The organism is Pseudomonas mosselii (genome assembly GCF_019823065.1).
Taxonomy (GTDB): Bacteria; Pseudomonadota; Gammaproteobacteria; order Pseudomonadales; family Pseudomonadaceae; genus Aquipseudomonas; species Aquipseudomonas mosselii.
Window position 1 is genome coordinate 649,159 of record NZ_CP081966.1, and the last position, 24,412, is coordinate 673,570.

At 64.2% G+C, this 24,412-nt stretch carries 22 protein-coding genes; 16 read left to right on the forward strand and 6 right to left on the reverse strand.

All coding sequences use genetic code 11. The annotated features are described in order from the left end of the window. The first annotated feature begins 115 nt into the window (after positions 1–115). Positions 116–1,330, forward strand: coding sequence for a phosphoserine phosphatase SerB (gene serB / locus K5H97_RS02905; RefSeq protein WP_028688275.1), 1,215 nt, complete (start codon positions 116–118; stop codon positions 1,328–1,330). Between the two features lie 98 nt (positions 1,331–1,428). Here serB and asd read toward each other — a convergent pair whose 3' ends face one another. From asd to K5H97_RS02920, 3 genes are read right to left on the reverse strand one after another with little or no spacing between them, the layout of a single operon-like run. Continuing rightward, the gene (gene asd, locus K5H97_RS02910) at positions 1,429–2,292 is read right to left on the reverse strand and encodes an archaetidylserine decarboxylase (RefSeq protein WP_028688274.1); all 864 of its coding nucleotides are present in this window, start codon (positions 2,290–2,292) and stop codon (positions 1,429–1,431) included. Between the two features lie 9 nt (positions 2,293–2,301). Further along, positions 2,302–3,111 carry a rhodanese-like domain-containing protein gene (locus K5H97_RS02915; RefSeq protein WP_028688273.1) on the reverse strand — a complete coding sequence of 270 codons (810 nt, stop codon included), beginning with the start codon at positions 3,109–3,111 and terminating at the stop codon, positions 2,302–2,304. 44 nt (positions 3,112–3,155) lie between these two features. After that, entirely contained in the window at positions 3,156–4,691 is a 1,536-nt protein-coding gene (locus tag K5H97_RS02920; protein ID WP_028688272.1) for an HDOD domain-containing protein, read from the reverse strand. Positions 4,692–4,821: 130 nt separating this feature from the next. Here K5H97_RS02920 and motA point away from each other — a divergent pair, with 130 nt between their 5' ends. Both motA and motB read left to right on the forward strand, forming a co-directional pair. Beyond that, positions 4,822–5,673, forward strand: a complete 852-nt coding sequence (gene motA / locus K5H97_RS02925) for a flagellar motor stator protein MotA (RefSeq protein WP_023630652.1) — start codon at positions 4,822–4,824, stop codon at positions 5,671–5,673. 3 nt (positions 5,674–5,676) lie between these two features. Continuing rightward, entirely contained in the window at positions 5,677–6,693 is a 1,017-nt protein-coding gene (gene motB / locus K5H97_RS02930) for a flagellar motor protein MotB (RefSeq protein ID WP_028688271.1), read from the forward strand. Between the two features lie 32 nt (positions 6,694–6,725). Here motB and K5H97_RS02935 read toward each other — a convergent pair whose 3' ends face one another. Further along, on the reverse strand, positions 6,726–7,205 hold the full coding sequence (locus tag K5H97_RS02935; RefSeq protein WP_028688270.1) for a molecular chaperone Tir: 480 nt from the start codon (positions 7,203–7,205) through the stop codon (positions 6,726–6,728). Between the two features lie 146 nt (positions 7,206–7,351). Next, positions 7,352–8,383, reverse strand: a complete 1,032-nt coding sequence (gene rsgA / locus K5H97_RS02940) for a small ribosomal subunit biogenesis GTPase RsgA (protein WP_028688269.1) — start codon at positions 8,381–8,383, stop codon at positions 7,352–7,354. Positions 8,384–8,492: 109 nt separating this feature from the next. On the opposite strand from rsgA, the gene orn reads away from it, so the two are divergent. Next, on the forward strand, positions 8,493–9,035 hold the full coding sequence (gene orn, locus K5H97_RS02945; protein ID WP_028688268.1) for an oligoribonuclease: 543 nt from the start codon (positions 8,493–8,495) through the stop codon (positions 9,033–9,035). A gap of 92 nt (positions 9,036–9,127) precedes the next feature. Next, a complete protein-coding gene (locus tag K5H97_RS02950; RefSeq protein ID WP_023630647.1) occupies positions 9,128–9,739 on the forward strand; it encodes a trimeric intracellular cation channel family protein in 612 nt (203 codons plus the stop codon). An 865-nt stretch (positions 9,740–10,604) separates the two neighbouring features. Here the strand turns inward: K5H97_RS02950 and queG are convergent. Then, positions 10,605–11,669 carry a tRNA epoxyqueuosine(34) reductase QueG gene (gene queG, locus K5H97_RS02955; RefSeq protein WP_062360844.1) on the reverse strand — a complete coding sequence of 355 codons (1,065 nt, stop codon included), beginning with the start codon at positions 11,667–11,669 and terminating at the stop codon, positions 10,605–10,607. Between the two features lie 65 nt (positions 11,670–11,734). Here queG and K5H97_RS02960 point away from each other — a divergent pair, with 65 nt between their 5' ends. The 11 genes from K5H97_RS02960 (at position 11,735) to K5H97_RS03010 (ending at position 24,014) form a co-directional block, all read left to right on the forward strand. Beyond that, positions 11,735–12,586 carry an NAD(P)H-hydrate dehydratase gene (locus K5H97_RS02960; RefSeq protein ID WP_028688266.1) on the forward strand — a complete coding sequence of 284 codons (852 nt, stop codon included), beginning with the start codon at positions 11,735–11,737 and terminating at the stop codon, positions 12,584–12,586. A gap of 8 nt (positions 12,587–12,594) precedes the next feature. Further along, positions 12,595–13,047 (forward strand): tRNA (adenosine(37)-N6)-threonylcarbamoyltransferase complex ATPase subunit type 1 TsaE, encoded by a 453-nt coding sequence (gene tsaE / locus K5H97_RS02965; protein WP_371349750.1) that lies wholly within the window; start codon positions 12,595–12,597, stop codon positions 13,045–13,047. A gap of 12 nt (positions 13,048–13,059) precedes the next feature. Then, the gene (locus K5H97_RS02970) at positions 13,060–14,490 is read left to right on the forward strand and encodes an N-acetylmuramoyl-L-alanine amidase (RefSeq protein WP_028688264.1); all 1,431 of its coding nucleotides are present in this window, start codon (positions 13,060–13,062) and stop codon (positions 14,488–14,490) included. After that, positions 14,487–16,388, forward strand: a complete 1,902-nt coding sequence (mutL, locus tag K5H97_RS02975; RefSeq protein WP_028688263.1) for a DNA mismatch repair endonuclease MutL — start codon at positions 14,487–14,489, stop codon at positions 16,386–16,388. The genes K5H97_RS02970 and mutL overlap by 4 nt, the downstream gene beginning before the upstream one ends. 1 nt (position 16,389) lies before the next feature. Then, positions 16,390–17,361, forward strand: a complete 972-nt coding sequence (miaA, locus tag K5H97_RS02980) for a tRNA (adenosine(37)-N6)-dimethylallyltransferase MiaA (protein ID WP_028688262.1) — start codon at positions 16,390–16,392, stop codon at positions 17,359–17,361. A 94-nt stretch (positions 17,362–17,455) separates the two neighbouring features. Further along, positions 17,456–17,716: an RNA chaperone Hfq gene (gene hfq / locus K5H97_RS02985; protein WP_028688261.1), complete on the forward strand. Its 261-nt coding sequence runs from the start codon at positions 17,456–17,458 to the stop codon at positions 17,714–17,716. Between the two features lie 18 nt (positions 17,717–17,734). Next, positions 17,735–19,036, forward strand: a complete 1,302-nt coding sequence (hflX, locus tag K5H97_RS02990) for a ribosome rescue GTPase HflX (protein WP_028688260.1) — start codon at positions 17,735–17,737, stop codon at positions 19,034–19,036. 96 nt (positions 19,037–19,132) lie between these two features. Then, positions 19,133–20,317 carry an FtsH protease activity modulator HflK gene (gene hflK, locus K5H97_RS02995; RefSeq protein ID WP_028688259.1) on the forward strand — a complete coding sequence of 395 codons (1,185 nt, stop codon included), beginning with the start codon at positions 19,133–19,135 and terminating at the stop codon, positions 20,315–20,317. Beyond that, a complete protein-coding gene (gene hflC / locus K5H97_RS03000; RefSeq protein ID WP_028688258.1) occupies positions 20,317–21,186 on the forward strand; it encodes a protease modulator HflC in 870 nt (289 codons plus the stop codon). The genes hflK and hflC overlap by 1 nt, the downstream gene beginning before the upstream one ends. Before the next feature lie 292 nt (positions 21,187–21,478). After that, a complete protein-coding gene (locus tag K5H97_RS03005) occupies positions 21,479–22,666 on the forward strand; it encodes an ATP phosphoribosyltransferase regulatory subunit (RefSeq protein ID WP_028688257.1) in 1,188 nt (395 codons plus the stop codon). Positions 22,667–22,721: 55 nt separating this feature from the next. Further along, the gene (locus K5H97_RS03010; protein ID WP_028688256.1) at positions 22,722–24,014 is read left to right on the forward strand and encodes an adenylosuccinate synthase; all 1,293 of its coding nucleotides are present in this window, start codon (positions 22,722–22,724) and stop codon (positions 24,012–24,014) included. Positions 24,015–24,412 lie beyond the last annotated feature (398 nt).

Genomic DNA, 24,412 nt, shown 5'->3' on the forward strand with positions numbered 1-24,412 from the left:
AGAAAGTTGCTGCGCAGTATAGCGACACGCGTTTTGTCGGCAAAGTATCGTTGGCGCCCGGCGGTCATGGAAAATCGGTAGAATGCGCATTTTTCATCGAGTTGGAGCCCCGGTCTTGCGCGAAATCGTCCTGATCAACATCACTGGTGAAGACCGTCCGGGTCTCACTGCGGCCATCACCGGCGTCCTGCTCCAGGGCGGTGTGAGTATTCTCGACATCGGCCTCGCTGTCATGCACGGCACGCTGTCGTTCGGCATCCTGGTCGACATCCCCGATAACGAAGTGGCCACGGCGCTGCTGCAGAGCGTGCAGTCCAAGGCTCACGAACTGAACTTGCAGGCCCGCTACACCCCCATTTCCGAGGCCGACTACCAGCACTGGGCCGACAGCCAGGGTGAGGCCCGCCACATCGTTACCCTGCTCAGCCGCCGGATCACCCCGCAGCAGTTGCAGCGCGTCAGCGCCATCATCAGCGAGCACGACCTGACCATCGAGCGCATCGAACGGCTGTCCGCCCGCGTGGCGCTGGACGCCCAGATCGACAAGGGCAAGGCCGCGCTGGAAATCTCGGTGCGTGGCGAGCCGAACGACGGCCAGGCCCTGCGTGCGGCGTTCTTCGCGCTGTCCGAAGAGCTGAGCATCGACATCGCCTTCCAGAAAGACGACCTGTTCCGCCGCAACCGCCGTCTGGCGGTGTTCGATATGGACTCGACCTTGATCGAGGCCGAAGTCATCGACGAGCTGGCCAAGGCCGCCGGCGTCGGCGAACAGGTCGCGGCGATCACCGAGCGTGCCATGCGTGGCGAACTGGATTTTCGCGCCAGCTTCAAGGAGCGCATGGCCTTGCTCAAGGGGCTGGACGTGAGCGTGCTCGACCAGATCGGTGCTTCGCTGCGCCTGACCGAGGGCGCCGAGCACCTGTTTGCCGAACTCAAGCGCCTGGGCTACAAGACCGCCATCCTCTCCGGCGGTTTCACCTACTTTGCCAAGCAGGTACAGGCGCGCCTGGGCATCGACTACGTATTCGCCAACGAACTGGAGGTGGTCGACGGCAAGGTGACCGGGGTGGCCGTCGAACCGATCGTCGATGCCCAGCGCAAGGCCGACCTGCTGTTGCAACTGGCCAGTCAGGAGGGCCTGCAGCTCGAGCAGACCATCGCCGTTGGTGATGGGGCCAACGACCTGCCGATGCTGTCCCAGGCCGGCCTGGGCGTGGCCTTCCGCGCCAAGCCGCTGGTGCGCCAGTCGGCCAAGCAGGCCATCTCGACGCTGGGCCTGGATGGCGTGCTGTACCTGCTGGGCGTGCGTGATCGCGAAGCGCGCGGTTGATCTTGAGCCCAAGGAGGGCGAAGCCCTCCCAGCAATCCCAAGGCAAAAAAAGGCCCTGCATGACATCAATCATGCAGGGCCTTTTGCTTACCGGATAGTCAGGCCTGGGTCGGCTGCGCCAGCAGCTCACCCATGCGCACCGCGGAGCCGGCACCCAGGCTCTCTGCCCACTTCACCTGCTCCGGCCCGAACAGCACGATGGCGGTGGAACCCAGCTTGAAGCGGCCCAGTTCGGCGCCCTTTTCCAGGTGGATCGGTGCACGGCTGGCCTCGTCGTAGCGGAAGGTCTTCAGCTCGCGCTTCGGTGGCGTGACCAGGCCGGCCCAGACGGTCTCGATCGAGGCGACGATCATTGCGCCGACCAGCACCACGGCCATCGGCCCACGCTCGGTGTCGAACAGGCAGACCACGCGCTCGTTGCGGGCGAACAGCTCAGGCACGTTTTCCGCGGTGGTTTGGTTGACCGAGAACAGCCGACCCGGCACATAGACCATCTCGCGCAGGGTACCTGCCAGCGGCATGTGCACGCGGTGGTAGTCCTTGGGCGACAGGTAGATGGTGGCGAATTCACCGCCCATGAACGGTGCGGCCAGGGCCGGATCGCCGCCCAGCAGCTCCAGGGCGCTGTAGCCGTGGCCCTTGGCCTGGAAGATGCGGCCGTGCTCGATCGGGCCGAGCTGGCTGACGGCGCCATCGGCTGGGCAGAGGATCGCGCCGGGGGTTTCGTCCAGCGGGCGGGCTCCCGGCTTGAGGGCGCGGGTGAAGAAGGCGTTGAAGTGCTCGTAGGCACTGAGATCTTCGACCAGCGCCTCGGACATGTTCACCTGGTAGCGCTTGGCAAACCAGGCGGTGAAGGCGTTCTTGAACCAGCGTGCGCGGCACTCGGCGACGCAGCCGGCCAGCCGCGACAGCAGGTGGTGCGGCAGCAGGTACTGGCTGATGATGAACAAGCGGGATTTCATTGAGCGTCCTTAAACTTCGACGGGCGTGTCGGGGTGATTGCCCCATTCGCCCCAGGAACCGGCATAGCCCTTCACCCGTGGATAGCCGAGGGCCTTGGCCACGAGGTAGGTGAAGCCGGAGCGGTGGTGGGTCTGGCAGTGGGTAATCACTTCCTTGTCGGGGGTGATGCCCAGGTTTTGCAGGACGTCGGCGATGTCCTTGCGGATGCGCAGGTGGTTGTTCAGGTCCATGCCGGCGGTCCACTCGAAGTTGATCGCGCCGGGAATGTGCCCGCCCTTGGCCGCCAGCACCTTCTCGCCGCTGAATTCCAGTGGCCCGCGTGCGTCCCAGATGACCAGGTCGGCGGCGCCCAGGCGGCTTTGCAGGTATTCGCGGGTAGCGGTGGGTTCGCCATGCAGGTGCAGGCTCACCGGGCCGCCGGCGACTTCGGGCGTTTCGGTGGACAGCTTGTCCGCCGGCCAAGCCTGGATGCCGCCATTGAGGTAGTGGTATCCCTTGTGGCCGATGACGTCGAGCAGCCAGATGAAGCGCCCGGCCCAGCCGCCGCCCTCGTCGTCGTAGACCACATACACTGCATCGTCGCGGTGGCCGAGTTCACCGAACAGTTTCTCCAGGTCGGCACGGGCCGGCAGCAGGCCGGGGGCCGGGGGCTGGCCCAACTGGGTGCGTTTCGGGTCGACGAAGCGGGCTCCGGGGATGTGCCCGCTGCCATAGCGGTTGGCGCTGGTCAGGTCGACCAGGATCAGCCGCGGCGAATCCAGGCGCGGCAGCAGGTCCTCGGCTTCGATCACCAGGGACAGGCCGGAAAAGTCAGTCATCCACGTTCTCCAGGGTGGAAAGAGGGGCGATTGTAGCGCAAGGGTCAGGCATTGCGGGTGGCAAACACGGCCAGGGCGCGCTCCACGCATTGCGCGGTCTTGCCGAACGCCTGCACGCTGACGTCGGCCAGCGGCTTGCCGTCCTGGTCGGCCACCGCCAGCATCAGTACCTGGTCGCCCACCGCCAGCGAGCGCAGCAGCAAGTGCTCGCCGCGGAAGAAAGCGCGCAGCGGTGCCGGCAGCAGGGTACTGAACTGGGCATGGTTTTCGGGTGTCAGGCGTAGTTGCCCGGCTTTTGCCATCAACTTTTGCAACAATTTGTTCTGCACGACGGGCAGCGCCATGGCGGCGGCCTCGCGTGGCAGGCCGGCGGTCTGCTGCACGCGCAGGTAATCGGTGGTCTTGTCCAGGCTCAGCAGCATGATGCGTTGCATGCCGCAGGCCAGCAGGGCGTCGCGGGCCTGGGTGGCCAGGTGCACGGCATTGCTGAACGGGCTGGGCTGGGCCAACAGTTCCTGGCACAGCGCGCGCCAGCGGCCAAGATCCTCGGTGCTGGGTGGCGGCGGAGTAAGCATGTCCGGGTGCGGTCTGCGCTGGTGCCAGGGCCAGATCAGCGCCTCGGCCGGGTGGAACAGCGCATCACGGGCGTGATGACGGGCACTGGCCGCGGCTTGTTGGTGAACCTGCTGTTGGACATCGTCCAGGGTGGTCTGCAGGTATAGCGCGGTGAGCAGTTGCCAGCGCAGCAGGTGCGGGTTGTCCCAGCCTACCTGGGCGGCCAGGGCGAGGCCGTTGGCCAGCAGCACGGTGTTGGGTGGCTGGTTGAACCAGCGACGCAGCGCTGGCTCGTCGTCCAGGCGCTGCTGCTGGACCAGCGGGTCCTGTTCGCGGGCGATGTTCAGCACCTGAGCCAGTTGCTCGCGCTCGTCCATCAGCAGGCGATAGCCCTGGGTCACCCACTCGGGCAGGCGCCAATGCTCGGCCATGGCCTGGCATAGTTGCATGAGGCGCACGCCGAACAGTTCCCGTTCGACCTCGGCGGCGTCCTCGCTCTTGTGGATGACCCGCAGTTCCCAGTTATCCAGCAATTTGGGGTAGGCCAGGGCCAGCGGCCACAGCGGCGAGAGGAACAGCAGGCTGCCCCAGTGGATTTCCTGCCACAGCCGCGCCAGCCGGCTGGCGAACAGGCCGTTGGCCTGTTGGGTGGCGTGTTGGCTGATCAACAGGAACTGGCGCAGCACCGGCGGGATCTCGTCGGCCGGTATCGACGGCAGCCGCGCCAGCAACTGGCTGGTGCGGGCCAGCCCCAGCCGATTAAGGGCGATTTCCAGGCTTTCGGCAGGCTCCGCCAGGCTGGCGTTGGCCGGGTGGTTGGCCTCGCGCAGCACGCAGAGCACCAACGCGGGGCTGTCCTGCATCAGTTCGGCGATGTCGCGCAGGGAGCGGCGGCTGTCGTTGATGGCCTGTAGAACGCGGTCGTGGCTGTCTTTCGGCACGGGTACTCGAATCCCGTCGAGCAGCTTTACCCAGGCCTCTAGAGTCGACGGAACCTGACTTGGCACCTTGGTTTCAATTGGCATATTGACATCAGTCCGAACTGGCTTTTCGCAATGAGTGGCTATAGTCTGGCGCAGTTCTGCCGATAAGTAGAAGAAGAGTTTTCAAGCTTCCGTTCCCTACCCTGACCACGACAGCAAGTGCTTCCAACTTATGGCTAAAATTATCGGCATCATCGTCGTATTCGCGAGCGTGCTCGGCGGCTACGTGCTTTCCCACGGCAAGATCGCGGCACTGATCCAGCCGTTCGAAGTGCTGATCATCGGCGGCGCGGCCTTTGGTGCGTTCCTCCAGGCCAACCCTGGTTACATGACCATGCATGTAATCAAGAAGTCGCTGAAGATGTTCGGCACCCGCTTCACCCACACCTTCTACCTCGAAGTGCTGGGCCTGGTGTACGAGATCCTCAACAAGAGCCGTCGTGAAGGCATGATGGCCATCGAGGGGGACATCGAGGACGCCGCGGCCAGCCCGATCTTTGCCAAGTACCCGGCCGTGCTGGGCGATGAGCGCATGACCGCGTTCATCTGCGACTACCTGCGGATCATGTCCACAGGCAACATGGCGCCCCATGAGCTCGAAGGCCTGTTCGACATGGAGCTGCTGAGCATGAAGGAAGAGCTGGAGCACCCGTCCCACGCGGTGACCGGCATCGCCGACGGCATGCCCGGCTTCGGTATCGTCGCGGCGGTACTGGGTATCGTGGTGACCATGGCCTCGTTGGGCGATGGCGACCAGAAGTCCATCGGCCTGCACGTGGGCGCGGCACTGGTCGGTACCTTCTTCGGTATTCTCGCTGCCTACGGCTTCTTCGGCCCGCTGGCCAACGCCCTGCGCCACGATGCGAAAGAGGAACTGAACGTCTACGAGGCGATCAAGGCCTCGCTGGTGGCCTCGGCCTCCGGCATGCCGCCGTCGCTGGCGGTCGAGTTCGGTCGCAAGGTGCTGTACCCGGCGCACCGCCCGAGCTTCGCCGAGCTGGAACAAGCGGTACGCGGTCGCTAAGCCATGGAGAACAATCAGCCCATCATCGTCAAGCGCGTCAAGCGCTTTGGCGACGGCCATCACGGCGGCGCCTGGAAAATCGCCTTCGCCGACTTCGCCACGGCGATGATGGCGTTCTTCCTGGTGCTCTGGCTGCTGTCGACGGCCACGCCCGAGCAGAAGATCGCCATCGCCGGCTACTTCAAGGATCCGATCGGCTTCTCCGAGAGCGGCACGCCCTACATCATCGACCTGGGCGGTTCGCCGCAACTGGCGCCGGAAAAGACCATCAACCCGGAAGTGAAGTCCGAACCGACGCCCGACACCAGCCTGCAGCTGGACAAGGACAAGGTCGAGACCATGGCCGAGCAGGTCGAGCGCGAGCGCCTCGAGCTCTTGCTGCAGGAGTTGCAGAACAAGGTCGAGGAAAACCCGCAACTGCAGAAGTTCAAGGACCAGATCCTGTTCGAGATCACCCAGGACGGTCTGCGCATCCAGATCATGGATGCCGAGAACCGGCCAATGTTTGACCTGGGGAGTGCACGACTGCAGCCCTATTTCGAAGATATTCTGTTGGCCATGGCCGACACCATCAAGGCGGTCCCGAACAAGATCAGCATCAGTGGCCATACCGATGCCAAGCCGTATTCCGGTACCGGCGATTTCGGTAACTGGGAGCTTTCGGCCAACCGCGCCAACGCGGCGCGTCGTGCATTGGTCGCCGGTGGCTATCCGGACGAGCAAGTGGCCCGTGTGGTCGGTTATGCATCGTCGTCGCTGTTCGACCGTGCCAACCCGTTTAACCCGGTCAACCGCCGTATCGACATCATCGTCCTGACCAAGAAGGCGCAACGCGATATCGAAGGTGAGCAGGGCAAGCCGGACGCAGCGCCACCTGCCGCTGAAGCACCGCCTGCGGGCGTTGCGCCAGGTGCGGACGCGACACCGGGCGATACGCCGATGCAGCCGCGCGAGCTGCGCCAGAAGCTGAACATCTTCGAGGATGGCGTGTTGAAGATGGATGAGGCCAAAGACCAGTAATTGACAGGGGCCGCTTTGCGGCCCCGATGCATTCAGAACCCCCGCCTGATCTTGGCCTTGAGATCGGCATGGAAGAAATCTGCATTGTCCCTGTCCGACACTACGCCGTCCCCGGCCGGTGAAGCCATGGCCCGGCCAAAGGTCTGCTCGTCATGATAGGCGCGCACGAACAGGTCTATATGCGCTCGTTCCCGCATTACTGGCCACTTGCGCAGGCTCTGCGGCAGTTCAGTCGAGTCAGGATGGTAGAAAGTCACCCGGCGATCCGCCATGGCCGCTGCGCCCAGTAACCAGGCCGTCCACAAGTCTTCGGTATAGGCCTCGCAGAGCACTCCGATCCAGTGAGTGGCATCGGCCATGTGTTGGCAAAAGCTGCCATGCAGGTCGTCGTGGGTCTGTCCTTCACTGTCGAAGGGGACGAGTTGGGTGGGAATGCCTTCTAGTAGCAGGCGCTCGTTCAAGATGAAGGCATCGAGCCGTTCGTTCTGGTGGTAACTGATGAATACCGGCATCTGTGCTGCCCTCCCTGATCAATGCCGACGACAAAGTCATGACCATCAGGGAAAACCGTGGGAGGGACAATAGGAGACCGCGAAACCGGAGCGGTCCTACCTGCTCCGGTAAAATTTCCTACGATGCTGGCGTGCTTGCCGTCACTTCAATAGGTGTCTTCCGGCAAACTGGCGATGATCGAGCGGTAGCTGTTCATTCGCTGTTGCGTGACGCTGCCGTCTTCCAGGGCCTTGAGCAGCGCACAGCCAGGCTCGCGGTCATGCTTGCAGTCGCGGAAGCGGCAGTTGCCGATCAGTTCGCGGAATTCGATGAATCCATCCTCGACATCATCACGGCTGACATGGCCCAGGCCGAATTCGCGGATGCCCGGCGAGTCGATCAGGTCACCGCCATTGGGGAAGTGGTAGAGGCGCGCGGTGGTAGTGGTGTGAGTGCCCTGGCCGGACCATTCCGATAGGTCGCCGACACGGGTGCCTGCATCAGGCAGCAGGCTGTTGACCAGCGAGGACTTGCCCACGCCCGACTGTCCGACGAACACGCTGATATGACCATCGAGCGTCTGCTGCAAGCGCTGCATGCCATCGCCCTGGTGCGCCGAGACTTCCAGCAGCGGGTAGCCCAGGCCGCGGTAGACCTCGAGCATGGCATTGAGAGTCGGGGCGTTCTCGTCGTTGATCAGGTCGGCCTTGTTCAGCAGTAGCAGTGGGTGGATGCCGGCATGCTCGGCGGCGACCAGGTACCGGTCGATCAGGTTGGGGTGCGGTTCGGGCGCAGGGGCGAAGACAATGACGATCAGGTCGACGTTGGCTGCCACCGGCTTGAGCTGGCCATGATTGTTTGGCCGGCAGAGCTCGGTGCTGCGCGGCATCTGCGCGACGATCACGCCGATGCCCTGGTTGCCCGCGCGCCAGACCACACGGTCGCCGGTGACCAGCGCCGGCAGATTGGCCCGCAGGTGGCAACGGAAGACCTGGCCGGCGGCCTCGCCGTCCTGGGCCTCGACCTCGACCTGCACACCGAAGTGGGCGATCACCAGGCCCAGTTGTTCCGGCCCTAGATCGCCACCCTCCAGTTCCTGCAGCACGTGCTGCTCGCGTTTGGCGGCGCGGGCGGCGCGCTCGCCCTGGATCTTTTCGATGCGCCAGTTCTGGCGGCGATTGAGCTGGCGTTTGGCCATGAGGGTTCCGTGTCGGCGGGGCAGAAAGAAAACGGCGGGCAGTTTAGCACGGCACGCCCACGAGCCGCCCCGCTAGGCTAATATGACGGGCTATTCGAGGAGCCTTTTCATGCAGAACCCACAGAATCTGATCTGGATCGATCTGGAGATGACCGGCCTGGATCCGGACAACGACGTCATCATCGAGATGGCCACCATCGTCACCGACAGCGAGCTGAACACCCTGGCCGAAGGCCCGGTGATCGCCATTCACCACAGTGATGAGGTGTTGGCGCGCATGGACGAGTGGAACACCCGCACCCACGGCGCCTCGGGCCTGACCCAGCGCGTGCGGGAGAGCAAGGTGAGCATGGCCGAGGCCGAGGCGCAGACCATCGCTTTCCTCGAACAGTGGGTGCCGAAGGGCAAGTCGCCGATCTGTGGCAACAGTATCTGCCAGGACCGTCGTTTCCTGTATCGCCACATGCGCGAGTTGGAAAACTACTTCCACTATCGCAACCTCGATGTGTCCACGCTCAAGGAGCTGGCCGCGCGCTGGGCGCCGGAAGTGCGTGACAGCTTCAAGAAGGGCAGCACCCACCTGGCGCTGGACGATATTCGCGAGTCGATTGGCGAGCTGCGCCACTATCGCGAGCACTTCATCAAGGTCTGACCTTGTCGTGCGCCGACGATCGTCGGCGCGCCCCCTTTTGGTGCCCCGCGCGACTGGGTAGACTGCGCGCCTTTCCCGCACGGACCTGCACCATGTTGCTGATGCTCTACCTCATCGCGATCACCGCCGAAGCCATGACCGGCGCCCTGTCCGCCGGCCGCCGCGGCATGGACTGGTTCGGCGTGGTGCTGATCGCCTGCGTCACCGCGCTCGGTGGTGGCTCGGTGCGTGACGTGCTGCTTGGGCACTACCCGCTGACCTGGGTGAAGCACCCGGAGTACCTGGTGCTGACCAGCTTCGCGGCGCTGCTGACGATTTTCATCGCGCCCTTGATGCGTCACCTGCGGTCGCTGTTCCTGGTGCTCGACGCGCTGGGGTTGGTGGCGTTTACCCTGATCGGCTGCATGACCGCGCTGGAGATGGGGCAGGGGTTCCTGGTTGCTTCGATCAGCGGGGTGATTACCGGGGTGTTTGGCGGCATCCTGCGGGATATCTTCTGCAACGATATTCCGCTGGTGTTTCGGCGTGAGCTCTATGCCAGTGTGTCGTTCGCGGCGGCTTGGTTCTACCTGGGGTGTGTTTACTTCAAGGTACCGGCGGAGCAGGCCATGTTGCTGACATTGTTTGGTGGTTTTCTGGTGCGTTTGTTGGCGATTCGGTTTCATTGGGAGATGCCGAAGTTTCATTACAACGATCAACAGTAAACTAGCGCTGCGCTTTGAGGGGTTCAGTTATCCCTGTGGGAGACGGCTAGCCGCCGAGAGCCTATAACTTAGCTACACTGCCAGTGGTCCAATAGTTGGTTCATGTCTGTTGATCTTGATCTTGATCTTGATCTTGATCTTGATCTTGCTTCTAAGCGCGCGATAGTTCAGGCAACGCCAATTGCGACTTCAGGAGGCCGAGCGGAGTTCTTGCGGAGGGAGGTGACGGGCATGGATGCCCGTCAAGCGCTGCGCCCCAGGATGGGGCGTTCAGCGCGGTCCTCCCGGGAGCAAGAACGGAGCGAGGGAACCCCGGAGCGAAGCGTAGGGGCCGGATGAATGGAGCGAGGATTTTTTGGTGACTTTTTGATCCTTCAAAAAGTTACCCGCCGTAAGGGCGGAAAGGTGACTTCGCGTCACCATCGCGAATGAATGCGCATATAGCTTTCAAAACACATGCTCTAAAAGTCAAAGTCAAAGTCAAAGTCAAAGTCAAAGTCGGTCGGCGCTGGTTTTAATGGTTGTAAGTGCATTCGTTTGCGATGTCGACGCATAGTCACCTTTTCGCCCTTACGGCGAGTTCCTTTTTGAAGGATCAAAAAGGAACCAAAAAATCCTCGCTCCATTCATCCGGCCCTCCGCTTCGCTCCGGGTTCCCTCACTCCGGCCTTGCTCCCGGGAGGACCGCGCTGTACGCCCCATCCTGGGGCGCAGCGCTTGACGGGCATCCATGCCCGTCACCTCCCTCCGCAAGACCTCCGTTCGGCCTCCTGAAGTCGCGAAGTTACGGGCGGCGCCTGGACTGGCGCAGCTGTCGCTAGTGGGCTGCAGGGGTTAATCTTCTGATCGCCAAGGCCGGCAGGCGTCAAAGGGCGTCGTGGCGAGCCAGCGCCCACTCCACGTGCTCGCGTACCAGCTCCGAAGGATCATCCCGCCGCGCGTTGAGCGCCTCCAGCACGGGAATGGTCGATGGCGCATTCCCCAGTCCCACCGCTAGGTTACGCAAAAACCGCTCATACCCCGCCCGCCGCAAGGGCGAGCCCTCGGTGCAACCGAGAAAACGCTTTTCATCCCACAGGAACAGCTCGGCCAGCTCGATATTGTCCAGCCCCCGGCGGGGCATGAAGTCGTCTTCGGTCGTGGTCTTGGCGAAACGGTTCCAAGGGCAGACGATCTGGCAATCGTCGCAGCCGAACACCCGGTTACCGATCAGTGGGCGCAGTTCCAGTGGAATGGCACCGCGTAATTCGATGGTCAGATAGGAGATGCAGCGTCGGGCATCAAGCTGGTAGGCCCCGACGAATGCCTGGGTCGGGCAGATGTCCAGGCACGCCTGGCAGCGCCCGCAATGATCGCTGCCCTGCACGCCGTCGATCGGCAGCGGGAGGTCGACGAACAGCTCGGCCAGGAAGAAATAGCTGCCAGCCTTGCGGTTCAGCAGCAGGGTGTTCTTGCCGATCCAGCCCAGGCCGGCTTCCTGCGCCAGGGCCTTTTCCAGCACCGGGGCGCTGTCGACGAAGGCGCGGTAGCCAAAGGGACCGATGGCCGCCTGGATGCGGTCGGCGAAGTGCTGCACGCGCTTGCGCACCAGCTTGTGATAATCGCGGCCCAAGGCGTAGCGCGAGATATAGGCCTTTTCCGGCTCCGCCAGGCGCTTGGCCATCTGCGTGTCGCCGGGCAGGTAGTCCATGCGCAGCGAAATCACCCGTAGCGTGCCGGGGATCAGCTCGGCCGGGCGCGAGCGCTTGTGGCCATGGTCGCCCATGTACTCCATTTCGCCGTTGTAGCCAGCGGCCAGCCAGCGCTGCAGGTGCTGTTCGTGCTCGCCAAGATCGACGCCGGCGATGCCGACATGGGCAAAACCGAGTTCGCGGCCCCAATCCTTGATCGATTGGGCCAGTGTGGCGATGTCTGGAGTCGTGGCGGGCATGGATGGATAAGGCATTACAGGCACAGGTGCGTATAATTCTGCCAGACATCGGAGCCTTTGACCCCATGCCTCAGACCAAACACCCCCCATTGTTGCTGAGCAGCCTGACCTTGGCCGGGCTGCCACCCCGTGCCGCCGATGCCCACAAGGGCGATTTCGGCCATGTGCTGGTGATCGGCGGTGACCTGGGCACCGGCGGCGCGGTCTTGCTCAGCAGCGAGGCGGCACTGCGTTGCGGCGCCGGCCTGGTCAGCGTGGCGACCCGTGCCGAGCACGTCGCCGCCGGGCTGGCCCGCCTGCCGGAGGTGATGTGGCAGGGCGTGAGCTCGGCCAACCAGTTGCTCGGCCCGCTCGCACGGGCCACGGTGCTGGTGGTCGGCCCCGGGCTGGGCCAGGCGGCCTGGGGCCGCAGCCTGCTGTCGGCGGTGACCCATGCGCATCTGCCGCAGGTATGGGACGCCGATGCTCTCAACCTGCTGGCCGCTGCGCCACTGGCGTTGCCCAGCGGCAGCATCCTCACCCCGCACCCGGGCGAGGCTGCGCGGCTGCTGGGCATCTCCACCGAGGCGGTGCAGGCCGACCGGCCGGGCGCCGCGCGCAAGCTGGCGCGGCGTTACGCCAGCGTCTGCGTGCTCAAGGGCGCGGGCACGCTGGTGGCCGATCCGGCGGGGCAGTTGGCGCAGTGCGGGCGAGGGCATCCGGCCATGGCCGGTGCCGGGCTGGGCGACGTGCTTACCGGCGTGTTGGCGGCGTTGTTGGCCCAGGGGCTGGACGCCTGGCAGGCCGCGTGCCTGGGGGTATGGTTGCATGCCTGCGCGGGCGAGCGCCTGGGTGTCAAAGGTAGAGGGCTGGCGGCCAGCGATCTGGTCCCGGTCATTAGAGCGTTATTGGAGGAGCATTCAGCGTGTCAGGTTTAACCCTGTTTCTGGCCGACGAGCCAGCCACCGTCGCCTTTGGCGCCAAGCTGGCCGAAGTGACCAAAGGTCATGGTGTGATCTTTCTCGAAGGTGACCTGGGCGCCGGCAAGACCACGCTGTCCCGTGGCCTGATCCGTGGCCTGGGTCATGAAGGTCCGGTGAAAAGTCCGACATTCACCGTGGTCGAACCCTACGAAATCGGCGACATTCGCGCCTTCCATTTCGACCTCTATCGCCTGGTCGATCCGGAGGAACTGGAGTTCATGGGCATTCGTGACTATTTCGAGGGCGATGCGCTGTGCCTGTTCGAATGGCCCGACAAAGGCGCGGGCGTTTTGCCAAAGCCCGACCTGACCATTACCATAAGCCCGCAAGCGGGCGGACGTTCGCTGAACCTGTCGCCGCAGGGGGCACGCGGCGAAGCCTGGTGTGCCGTTCTGGCCAAAGAATTCAAACAGTAAGTGGGGAAAGGTATGCGCATACGCGCACTGGTCGCCGTCGTTGGGCTGCTGCTGACCGCGGTGACCGTTGACGCGCTGGCCGTCACTCAAGTCAAGAGCATGCGCCTGTGGCGCGCTCCGGACAACACGCGGCTGGTCTTCGACCTGTCCGGGCCTGTGCAGCACAGCGTCTTCACCCTGACCGCACCTGATCGCCTGGTGATCGACATCAACGGCGCCACCCTGGGTGCGCCGCTGAATGTCTCCACCTCGAATACGCCGATCACCAGCGTGCGCTCGGCCCAGCGCACGCCCACCGACCTGCGGGTGGTGGTCGACCTGAAAAAGGCCGTCTCCCCCAAGAGCTTCACCCTGGCGCCAAACGCCCAGTACGGCAACCGCCTGGTGGTCGACCTGTACGATCAGGAGGCCGATGCCATCGCCGCCAGCAACCCGACCCCGCCACCGACGCCGCAGCCCCCGGCCACGACGCCAGCGGTGCCGGTCACCCCGGCGCAACCGGCGATCAAGCTGCCGCCAGCTCCGAGCGGCAAGCGTGACATCGTGGTCGCCATCGACGCCGGTCACGGTGGCGAAGACCCTGGCGCGTCCGGCTCGCGCGGCCAACACGAGAAAGACATCGTGCTGGATATCGCCAAGGAGCTGCAGCGTCAGATCAACGCCGAGAAGGGCTACCGCGCCGAGCTGACCCGTACCGGCGACTACTTCATCCCGTTGCGCAAGCGCACCGAGATCGCCCGCAAGAAGGGCGCCGACCTGTTCGTTTCGATTCACGCCGACGCCGCGCCGTCGAAGGCCGCGTTTGGCGCCTCGGTGTTCGCCCTGTCCGACCGTGGCGCCACCTCCGAGACCGCCCGTTGGCTGGCCGACACGGAAAACCGTTCCGACCTGATCGGCGGTGCCGGCAACGTCAGCCTCGACGACAAGGACCGCATGCTGGCCGGCGTGCTGCTCGACCTGTCGATGACCGCCACCCTCAGCTCCAGCCTCAACGTTGGACAGAAGGTGCTGGGCAACATGGGACGGGTCACGCCGCTGCACAAGCAGCGTGTGGAACAGGCCGGGTTCATGGTGCTGAAATCGCCGGACATTCCGTCGATCCTGGTCGAGACCGGGTTCATCTCCAACGCCAACGAGGCCGCCAAGCTGGCGACCCGCAGCCACCAGCAGGCGCTGGCGCGCTCGATCCACACCGGCGTGCGCCAGTTCTTCCAGCAGAACCCGCCACCGGGCACCTACATCGCCTGGCTGCGCGACAGCGGCAAGATCGCCCAGGGGCCGCGTGAGCACACCGTGCGCCCCGGCGAGACACTGGCGATGATCGCGGTGCGCTACCAGGTCAGCGTTGCCAGCCTGCGCAGCAGCAACAGCCTGAAAACCGACGAGCTGAAGGTCGGCCAGCACCTGGACATCCCCACCACCGCCCTGGCGTCCCAGCAATGAGTGGCGGCTCGCGCATACAGCTGCTCAGCCCGCGGCTGGCCAACCAGATCGCCGCCGGCGAGGTGGTCGAGCGCCCCGCGTCGGTGGCCAAGGAACTGCTGGAAAACAGCCTCGACTCCGGTGCCCGGCGCATCGAGGTCGAGGTCGAGCAGGGTGGCGTGAAGCTGCTGCGGGTGCGCGACAACGGCAGCGGCATCGCCCCGGATGACCTGCCGCTGGCCCTGGCGCGTCATGCCACCAGCAAGATCCGCGAACTGGAAGACCTCGAAGGCGTACTCAGCCTCGGCTTTCGCGGAGAAGCCCTGGCCTCGATCAGTTCGGTGGCACGCCTGACCCTGACCTCGCGCACCGTCGACGCCAGCGAAGCCTGGCAGGTGGAAACCGAAGGGCGCGAGATGACGCCTCGGGTGCAGCCCGCCGCGCATCCGGTCGGCACCTCGGTCGAAGTGCGCGACCTATTCTTCAATACCCCGGCCCGGCGCAAGTTCCTCAAGGCCGAGAAGACCGAGTTCGATCACCTGCAGGAAGTGATCCGGCGCCTGGCACTGGCGCGCTTCGACGTCGGCTTCCACCTGCGCCATAACGGCAAGACCATCTTCAGCCTGCACGAAGCCGCCGACGAGATGGCCCGGGCGCGGCGCGTTGGCGCCATCTGCGGCCCGGGCTTCCTCGAGCAGGCGCTGCCGATCGATGTCGAGCGCAATGGCCTGCGCCTGTGGGGCTGGGTCGGCTTGCCGACCTTCTCGCGCAGCCAGGCCGACCTGCAGTACTTCTTCGTCAATGGCCGCGCCGTGCGCGACAAGCTGGTCGCCCACGCGGTGCGCCAGGCCTATCGCGACGTGCTGTTCAATGGCCGCCACCCGACCTTCGTGCTGTTCCTCGAGTGCGACCCGACCGGAGTGGACGTCAACGTGCACCCGACCAAGCACGAAGTGCGCTTCCGCGAAGGGCGCATGGTCCACGACTTCCTTTATGGCACCTTGCACCGCGCCCTGGCCGACGTGCGCCCGGAAGACCAGCTCGCCGCGCCTGCCGCGACCAGCGAGATGCTTCGCCCGAGTGGTCTGCAGGCCGGCGAGTTCGGCCCGCAGGGCGAGATGCGCCTGGCCTCGCCGGTGCTCGAGCAGCCCCAGGGCGAGGCGCGCCCTGCCTTCTCCTCCGGCGGTTCTGGCGCTGGCTATCAGTATCAGTACACCCCGCGCCCCGCGCAGCCGGTCAGCGTCGGCGAGGCCCAGGCGGTCTACCGTGAGTTCTACGCGCCGCTGGACAACACCGCCGCCACGTCGAGCGCGCTGCCGGAAAGCCAGGGCGACATTCCGCCGTTGGGCTACGCCCTGGCACAGCTCAAGGGTATCTATATCCTCGCCGAAAACGCTGTCGGCCTGGTGCTGGTGGACATGCACGCCGCCCATGAGCGGATCATGTACGAGCGTCTGAAGGTGGCCATGGCCAGCGAAGGCCTGAGCGGCCAACCGCTGCTGGTGCCCGAGTCGCTGGCGCTGAGCCAGCGCGAGGCCGATTGTGCCGAGGAACACGCTCAGTGGTTCCAGCGTCTGGGCTTCGAGCTGCAGCGCCTGGGCCCGGAAACCCTGGCGATCCGCCAGATCCCGGCGTTGCTCAAGCAGGCCGAGGCCAACCGTCTGGTGCAGGATGTGCTTGCCGACCTTATGGAGTACGGCACCAGCGACCGGATCCAGGCGCACCTGAACGAACTGCTCGGAACCATGGCCTGCCACGGCGCGGTGCGCGCCAACCGGCGCCTGGCCATCCCGGAGATGAACGCGCTGCTGCGCGACATGGAAAACACTGAGCGCAGCGGCCAGTGCAACCATGGCCGGCCGACCTGGACCCAGATGGGCTTGGACGACCTGGACAAGCTGTTCCTGCGGGGCCGATGAGATGAGTGCGAAACCCGCGGCGATCTTCCTCATGGGACCGACTGCAGCCGGCAAGACCGACCTTGCCATCGAGCTGACCAAGGTGCTGCCCTGCGAGCTGATCAGCGTCGATTCGGCGCTGGTCTATCGCGGCATGGACATCGGCACCGCGAAGCCCTCCAAGGAGGTGCTGGCCGCCCACCCGCACCGCTTGATCGACATCCTCGATCCCGCCGAAAGCTACTCGGCCAAGCGGTTCTGCACCGATGCCCTCGAGGCCATGGCCGAGATCACCGCGCGCGGCAAGATCCCGCTGCTGGTCGGCGGCACCATGCTCTATTACAAGGCACTGATCGAGGGCCTGGCCGACATGCCGGAGGCTGACCCGGCGGTGCGCGCCGAACTCGAGGCCCAGGCCGCCACGCTGGGCCTGGGCGAGCTGCACCGGCAATTGGCCGAGGTGGATCCCGAATCGGCGGGGCGCATCCATCCGAATGACCCGCAGCGGTTGATCCGTGCGCTCGAAGTGTATCGGGTCAGCGGTCAGACCATGACCGCCCACCGCCAGCGTCAATTCGCGGAAAGTAGCGCTGCAGACGCAGGCGCGGGCGGGCATTTGCCCTATACTGTCGCGAGTTTGGCGATTGCTCCTACAGATCGTCACATTTTGCATCAGCGAATTGCGTTACGATTTTCACAGATGCTGGAACAGGGCTTCGTCGACGAGGTCCGAACGCTGCGAGCCAGAAGTGACTTGCACGCGGAACTGCCGTCTATACGGGCAGTGGGCTATCGACAGGTCTGGGATCATCTCGACGGCAAGCTGACTGAGAATGAGATGCGTGAACGCGGTATCATCGCCACACGCCAGCTGGCCAAGCGGCAGTTCACCTGGTTGCGCGGTTGGGAAGGCGTGCACTGGCTGGATAGCCTGGCCTGCGACAATCTGTCCCGCACCTTGAAATACCTGGGGACCGTCTCCATATTGAGCTGAGTCCCTGCCAAATGCCGTCTATCCTTGCGGACGGGCGTCATAATTTATCGATTTTCTTGATTTTCTACTATTGATCCTTACAGGAGTGCGGCATATGTCAAAAGGGCATTCGCTACAAGACCCTTACTTGAACACCTTGAGAAAAGAAAAAGTCCCGGTTTCGATCTATCTGGTCAACGGGATCAAGCTGCAGGGCCAGATCGAATCCTTCGACCAGTTTGTTGTGCTGCTGAAGAACACTGTCAGCCAGATGGTCTACAAGCACGCCATTTCGACTGTCGTACCTGCCCGTCCGGTTCGCCTGCCAAGCCCGTCCGATGCCGATCACGGCGACAGCGAGCAAGGCAACGCTTGAAAAAAATAGGAGCCTGCATTGTTCTTTGAGCGCCACGGTGGTGGTGAGCGAGCGCTGCTCGTTCACTTGGAAGGTCAGAACCCTGAGGCGCGCGAAGACCCGCAGGAGTTTCAGGAGCTGGCGCTGTCGGCCGGCGCCGATATCGTCTCGCTGGTAACAGTGGCGCGGCATCAGCCCACCGCCAAGTTTCTGATCGGCAGCGGCAAGGTCGACGAATTGCGCGACCTGGTCCAATCAGCCGAAGCCGACCTGGTGATTTTCAATCACACCCTTACGCCCAGCCAGGAACGCAACCTCGAGCGCGTCTTCGAGTGTCGCGTGCTGGACCGCACCGGGCTGATTCTCGACATCTTCGCCCAGCGGGCGCGCACTCATGAAGGCAAGCTGCAGGTCGAACTGGCCCAGCTCGAGCACATGAGCACGCGGCTGGTGCGCGGCTGGACCCACCTTGAGCGGCAGAAAGGCGGTATCGGCCTGCGCGGCCCGGGCGAGACCCAGCTGGAAACCGACCGCCGCCTGCTGCGGGTGCGCCTGCGTCAGATCAAGGCACGCCTGGAGAAGGTGCGCAGTCAGCGCGAGCAGGCCCGTCGCGGGCGCAAGCGCGCGGACATCCCGTCGGTGTCGCTGGTGGGCTACACCAACGCCGGCAAGTCGACCTTGTTCAACGCCCTGACGCAATCCGAGGTGTATGCCGCGGACCAGTTGTTCGCCACCCTCGACCCGACCTTGCGCCGGCTCGAACTGGCCGACCTGGGGCCGATCGTGCTGGCCGACACCGTGGGCTTTATCCGCCACCTGCCGCACAAGCTGGTCGAGGCATTTCGGGCTACGCTCGAAGAGTCGAGCAACTCCGACCTGCTGCTGCACGTGATCGACGCCCATGAGCCCGAGCGCATGGAGCAGATCGAACAGGTGCTGGCGGTGCTGGGCGAGATCGGGGCCGAGAGCTTGCCGATCCTCGAGGTCTATAACAAACTCGACCTGCTTGAAGATGTCGAGCCGCAGATCCAACGCGATGCCGATGGCAAGCCGCAGCGGGTCTGGGTATCGGCACGTGATGGACGCGGCCTGGAGCTGGTTGGCCAGGCGATTGCCGAGCTGCTGGGGGACGATCTGTACGTCGGAACCCTGTGCCTGGAGCAACGGTTTGCCCGCCTGCGCGCGCAATTCTTTGCCCTGGGTGCCGTGCAGAGTGAAGAGCATGATGAAGAAGGGCGCAGCCTGCTGAGCGTGCGACTGCCCAGGGTCGAGTTGAATCGCCTGGTCAGCCGCGAAGGCATGGAGCCGCAAGTGTTTGTCGAGCAACACACTTTGCAATAAATGCCCGTCGAGGTCGGCGGGCAGCGGTGACAGGCATTCTGTAGCATTGGACGGCGCGCCGTGGGCGCGTCTTTGCTTTATCAGATGGAGAGCGCTATGGCTTGGAACGAGCCGGGTGGCAACTCGAACAATCAGGATCCCTGGGGCGGTCGCCGTAACGGCGGTGGCGGTGGTGGCGACAAGAAAGGTCCACCGGATCTCGACGAGGCCTTCCGCAAGCTGCAGGACAGCCTGAACGGCATGTTCGGCAGTGGCAAGAAACGCGGTGGCAGTGGCGACCGCAATATCGGCAAGGGTGGCGGCTATGGGCTGCTGGGCATTGGCCTGGCGGTGCTGGCTGCCATCTGGCTGTACAACGCCGTGTACGTGGTGGACGAGCAGGAGCAGGCCGTGGTGCTGCGCTTCGGCAAGTACTACGAGACCGTCGGTCCCGGCCTGAACATCTACTTCCCGCCGATCGACCGCAAGTACATGGAAAACGTGACTCGCGAGCGGGCCTACACCAAGCAGGGCCAGATGCTCACCGAAGACGAGAACATCGTCGAGGTGCCGCTGACCGTGCAGTACCGCATCAGCAACCTGCAGGACTTCGTGCTCAACGTCGACCAGCCGGAAGTCAGCCTGCAGCATGCCACCGACAGCGCCCTGCGCCACGTGGTGGGTTCCACCTCGATGGACCAGGTGCTGACCGAAGGCCGCGAGCAGATGGCCGTGGATATCCGCGAGCGTCTGCAGCGTTTCCTCGACACCTACCGCACCGGTATCACCGTCACCCAGGTCAACGTGCAGAGCGCGGCAGCCCCGCGTGAAGTGCAGGAAGCCTTCGACGACGTGATCCGCGCCCGGGAAGACGAGCAGCGTGCGCGCAACCAGGCCGAGTCCTACGCCAATGGCGTGGTGCCCGAGGCACGTGGCCAGGCGCAGCGTATCATCGAGGACGCCAATGGCTACCGCGATGAAGTCATTGCCCGCGCCAAGGGTGAGGCCGACCGCTTCAGCAAGATGGTCGTCGAGTACCGCAAGGCGCCGGAGGTCACTCGCCAGCGTCTGTACATCGATACCATGCAGGAGGTGTACAGCAACTCCAGCAAGGTCATGGTGGCCACCAAGGACGGGCAAAGCAACCTGCTCTACCTGCCACTGGACAAGATGGTCGAAGGCAGCCGCAACAGCGCGTCGGCGCCGGTCAGCAGCGTTTCGCCGTCGGTCAACGACGCCGCCGCGCGCGCCGCGCAGGACCTGCAACAACAACCGCCGCTGCGTTCCAGGGAGAGCCGCTGATGAGCAATAAATCGCTGTTCGCCCTGATTGGTGCCGTGGTCGTGGCGATCGCCGCCTGGAACTGCTTCTACATCGTCTCGCAGACCGAGCGCGCGGTATTGCTGCAGTTCGGTCGCGTGGTCAAGGCCGATGTCCAGCCGGGCCTGCACGTGAAGGTGCCGTACGTGAACCAGGTGCGCAAGTTCGACGCCCGCCTGATGACCCTCGACGCCCCGACCCAGCGTTTCCTGACGCTGGAGAAGAAAGCGGTGATGGTCGATGCCTACGCCAAGTGGCGGGTCAAGGATGCCGAGCGCTTCTACACCGCGACCTCGGGCATGAAGCAGATCGCCGACGAGCGCCTGTCGCGGCGTCTGGAAAGCGGCCTGCGTGACCAGTTCGGTAAACGCACCCTGCACGAAGTGGTGTCCGGTGAACGTGATGCGCTGATGGCCGACATCACCGCCTCGCTGAACCGCATGGCCAGCAAGGAACTGGGTATCGAAGTGGTCGACGTTCGCGTCAAGGCCATCGACCTGCCGAAGGAAGTCAACCGCAGCGTGTTCGACCGCATGAGCACCGAGCGTGAGCGTGAGGCCCGCGAGCACCGCGCCAAGGGTAACGAGCTGGCCGAAGGTATTCGTGCCGACGCCGACCGTCAGCGCCGCGTGCTGCTGGCCGAGGCGTATCGTGAAGCTGAAGAGACCCGTGGTGATGGTGACGCCCAGGCGGCTGCCATCTATGCCAAGGCCTACACCCAGGACGCCGATTTCTACGCGTTCTACCGTAGCCTGCAGGCCTACCGCGAGAGCTTCTCCAGCAAGAGCGACGTGATGGTCCTGGATCCGAAGAACGAGTTCTTCCGCTACCTGGACAAGAGCAAGCCCTGAGGTTGCTCTCATGACGGGGCGCCCCGTCTGGCAGCTAAAATGCCAGGCGGGGTGCATCCTGAATGAAAAGGGGTGTATGATGCGGCAGCCGGGAAATTCCCGGCTTTTTTGCGTCTGCAAGGTTGATCGGCCCATGGCTTGTTGACGGTTTGGTCAGGACGCAAGGCAATTCGAGGGTATTGGGTACGGTGGTTGCGCTGGGATCAGTGCTGCCCGCTATTGTGCGCCAATGCCTGCTTCACTCACGGCTCGCCTGCGGGCAGGCCGCCCGGACCAGAGGGGAAATGGCGTAATGGCAACGGTAGACCGCTGGCTGCTGCCAGATGGCATCGAGGAAGTACTGCCACCTGAGGCGGCGCGCATCGAGATCGCGCGGCGTCAGGTGTTGGACCTGTTCCAGAGTTGGGGTTACGAACTGGTCGTCACGCCGCATATCGAGTACCTGGAGTCGCTGCTCACCGGCGCCGGCCAGGACCTGGACCAGCGCACCTTCAAGGTCGTCGACCCGCAGTCCGGCCGCCTGATGGGCTTCCGTGCCGACTTCACCCCGCAGGTGGCGCGCATCGACGCCCACACCCTGCGCCGTGAGGGCCCGAGCCGCCTGTGCTACGCCGGCAGCGTGCTGCACGCGCAACCGCGTGCCCTGTCCACCTCGCGCAGCCCGATCCAGCTGGGCGCCGAGCTGTACGGCGATGCGAGCCCTACCAGCGATGTCGAGGTCATCAGCCTGATGCTCGCCACGCTGCAGCTGACCGATGTGCCGGATGTGCACATGGACCTTGGCCATGTCGGTATCTACCGCGGCCTGGCCCGTGCCGCCAACCTGTCCGGTGATGTGGAGCAGCAGCTGTTCGACGCCCTGCAGCGCAAGGCGGTCGACGAAGTGCAGGCGCTCACCGCCGACCTGCCGAAGGACCTGGGCAACATGCTGCGTGCCCTGGTCGAGCTGTGCGGCGGCCGTGAAGTGCTGGCCGAAGCCCGCGTGCGCCTGGGTCGTGCCCCGGCCAGCGTGCTGGCGGCGCTGGACGACCTGCTGGCGATCGCTGATCGCCTGGCGGCACGTTACCCGGATTTGCCGCTGTACTTCGACCTTGGCGAGCTGCGCGGCTACAACTATCACACCGGCGTGGTGTTCGCGGTGTTCGTGCCGGGCGAAGGTCAGTCGATCGCTCAGGGCGGTCGCTACGACGACATCGGCGCCGATTTCGGCCGGGCGCGCCCGGCCACCGGATTCTCCACGGATTTGAAGACCCTGGTCACACTGGGGCGAGCGGAGGTCGTATTGCCTGCTGGTGGCATCTGGATGCCCGACAGCAGCGATGCGGCCCTCTGGCAGCAAGTCTGCCAGTTGCGCAACGAAGGCCAGCGTGTGGTCCAGGCCCTGCCTGGCCAACCGTTGAGTGCTGCCTTCGAAGCGGATTGTGATCGGCAATTGATTCAGCAAGACGGGCGCTGGCAGGTTCTGCCGCTGACCCATTGAGATTCTTCGCCGGCAGTGGGCCGGCAACCAAGTTGCGTGAATGAGGACAAGTGTTATGGGTAAGAATGTCGTCGTCCTGGGCACCCAGTGGGGTGATGAGGGCAAAGGCAAGATCGTCGATCTGCTGACCGAACATGCTGCCGCCGTAGTGCGCTACCAAGGTGGCCACAACGCGGGCCACACCCTGGTGATCAACGGTGAGAAGACCGTTCTGCACCTGATTCCCTCGGGCATCCTGCGTGAAGGCGTGCAGTGCCTGATCGGCAACGGCGTGGTCGTTGCTCCCGACGCCCTGATGCGTGAAATCACCAAGCTGGAAGAGAAGGGCGTGCCAGTGCGCGAGCGCCTGCGCATCAGCCCGGCCGCCCCGCTGATCCTGTCCTACCACGTGGCCCTCGACCAGGCCCGTGAGAAGGCCCGTGGCGAAGCCAAGATCGGCACCACCGGTCGCGGCATTGGCCCAGCCTACGAAGACAAGGTGGCCCGTCGCGGCCTGCGCGTGGGCGACCTGTTCCACCGCGAGCGTTTCGCCGCCAAGCTCGGTGAGCTGCTGGACTACCACAACTTCCAGCTGGTGAACTACTACAAAGAACCGGCCATCGACTTCCAGCAGACCCTGGACGAGTGCATGGCCTACGCCGAGCAGCTCAAGCCGATGATGCTCGACGTCACCGCCGAACTGCACAACCTGCGCCGCGCCGGCAAGGACATCATGTTCGAAGGCGCCCAGGGCTCGCTGCTGGACATCGACCACGGTACCTACCCGTACGTCACCAGCTCCAACACCACTGCCGGCGGCATCTCCACCGGTTCCGGCGTTGGCCCGATGTACCTGGACTACATCCTGGGCATCACCAAGGCCTACACCACTCGCGTCGGTTCCGGTCCGTTCCCGACCGAACTGTTCGATGAGACCGGTGCCACCCTGGCCAAGCGTGGCCACGAGTTCGGCTCGACCACCGGCCGTGCCCGTCGTTGCGGCTGGTTCGATGCCGTCATCCTGCGTCGTGCCATCGATGTCAACAGCATCTCGGGCATCTGCCTGACCAAGCTGGACGTGCTGGACGGCCTGGAAACCATCAACATCTGCGTTGGCTACAAGAACGAGAACGGTGCCGTCATCGACGCGCCGTCCGATGCCGACAGTTACATCGGCCTGGAGCCGGTGTACGAAGAGATGCCGGGCTGGAGCGAGTCGACCTTGGGCGTGAAAACCCTGGAAGAGCTGCCGCAAGCCGCGCGCAACTACATCAAGCGCATCGAGGAACTGGTCGGCGCGCCGATCGACATCATCTCGACTGGCCCGGACCGCAACGAGACCATCGTGCTGCGTCATCCGTTCGCCTGATCGGCCACTTCGGTAGCTGCTTGAATGCCGCGCTCTCGCAAGGGAGCGCGGCGTTTTCATTTGCGAGCAAGGGTGGCTTTGCACAAATGCCTTACCCCCTTCTACTCATTGGCGTTTATACCTGCTGCCTCAGGCACAACCCTTGCTGTAAGAAGTTTCTGTAGATGCCATCAAAGTAATGGCGCCAGAAACACGAGGGTTACAACGTGTCTGCCATCCTTTCACTGTTACGAAGCCGCCTCTTGCGGCCTGTGTTTGTTGCGCTTGGTATCGCTCTTCTGGTGCAGGTGCTGGTCGCCGTTGCACTGACACGGAGCACGGTCACCGCCCTGGAGGCCGATTTGGGCGCGCGCCTGGGTAACGACAGTCAGAAGCTGGCCGCCGAACTGGAGCAGGCC

Excerpts from the sequence above, each read along its gene's own strand:
- asd (WP_028688274.1), bottom strand. The coding sequence starts at position 2,292 with ATGAAATCCCGCTTGTTCATCATCAGCCAGTACCTGCTGCCGCACCAC.
- K5H97_RS02915 (WP_028688273.1), bottom strand. The coding sequence starts at position 3,111 with ATGACTGACTTTTCCGGCCTGTCCCTGGTGATCGAAGCCGAGGACCTG.
- K5H97_RS02920 (WP_028688272.1), bottom strand. The coding sequence starts at position 4,691 with ATGCCAATTGAAACCAAGGTGCCAAGTCAGGTTCCGTCGACTCTAGAG.
- motA (WP_023630652.1), top strand. The coding sequence starts at position 4,822 with ATGGCTAAAATTATCGGCATCATCGTCGTATTCGCGAGCGTGCTCGGC.
- motB (WP_028688271.1), top strand. The coding sequence starts at position 5,677 with ATGGAGAACAATCAGCCCATCATCGTCAAGCGCGTCAAGCGCTTTGGC.
- K5H97_RS02935 (WP_028688270.1), bottom strand. The coding sequence starts at position 7,205 with ATGCCGGTATTCATCAGTTACCACCAGAACGAACGGCTCGATGCCTTC.
- rsgA (WP_028688269.1), bottom strand. The coding sequence starts at position 8,383 with ATGGCCAAACGCCAGCTCAATCGCCGCCAGAACTGGCGCATCGAAAAG.
- orn (WP_028688268.1), top strand. The coding sequence starts at position 8,493 with ATGCAGAACCCACAGAATCTGATCTGGATCGATCTGGAGATGACCGGC.
- K5H97_RS02950 (WP_023630647.1), top strand. The coding sequence starts at position 9,128 with ATGTTGCTGATGCTCTACCTCATCGCGATCACCGCCGAAGCCATGACC.
- queG (WP_062360844.1), bottom strand. The coding sequence starts at position 11,669 with ATGCCCGCCACGACTCCAGACATCGCCACACTGGCCCAATCGATCAAG.
- K5H97_RS02960 (WP_028688266.1), top strand. The coding sequence starts at position 11,735 with ATGCCTCAGACCAAACACCCCCCATTGTTGCTGAGCAGCCTGACCTTG.
- K5H97_RS02970 (WP_028688264.1), top strand. The coding sequence starts at position 13,060 with ATGCGCATACGCGCACTGGTCGCCGTCGTTGGGCTGCTGCTGACCGCG.
- mutL (WP_028688263.1), top strand. The coding sequence starts at position 14,487 with ATGAGTGGCGGCTCGCGCATACAGCTGCTCAGCCCGCGGCTGGCCAAC.
- miaA (WP_028688262.1), top strand. The coding sequence starts at position 16,390 with ATGAGTGCGAAACCCGCGGCGATCTTCCTCATGGGACCGACTGCAGCC.
- hfq (WP_028688261.1), top strand. The coding sequence starts at position 17,456 with ATGTCAAAAGGGCATTCGCTACAAGACCCTTACTTGAACACCTTGAGA.
- hflK (WP_028688259.1), top strand. The coding sequence starts at position 19,133 with ATGGCTTGGAACGAGCCGGGTGGCAACTCGAACAATCAGGATCCCTGG.
- hflC (WP_028688258.1), top strand. The coding sequence starts at position 20,317 with ATGAGCAATAAATCGCTGTTCGCCCTGATTGGTGCCGTGGTCGTGGCG.
- K5H97_RS03005 (WP_028688257.1), top strand. The coding sequence starts at position 21,479 with ATGGCAACGGTAGACCGCTGGCTGCTGCCAGATGGCATCGAGGAAGTA.
- K5H97_RS03010 (WP_028688256.1), top strand. The coding sequence starts at position 22,722 with ATGGGTAAGAATGTCGTCGTCCTGGGCACCCAGTGGGGTGATGAGGGC.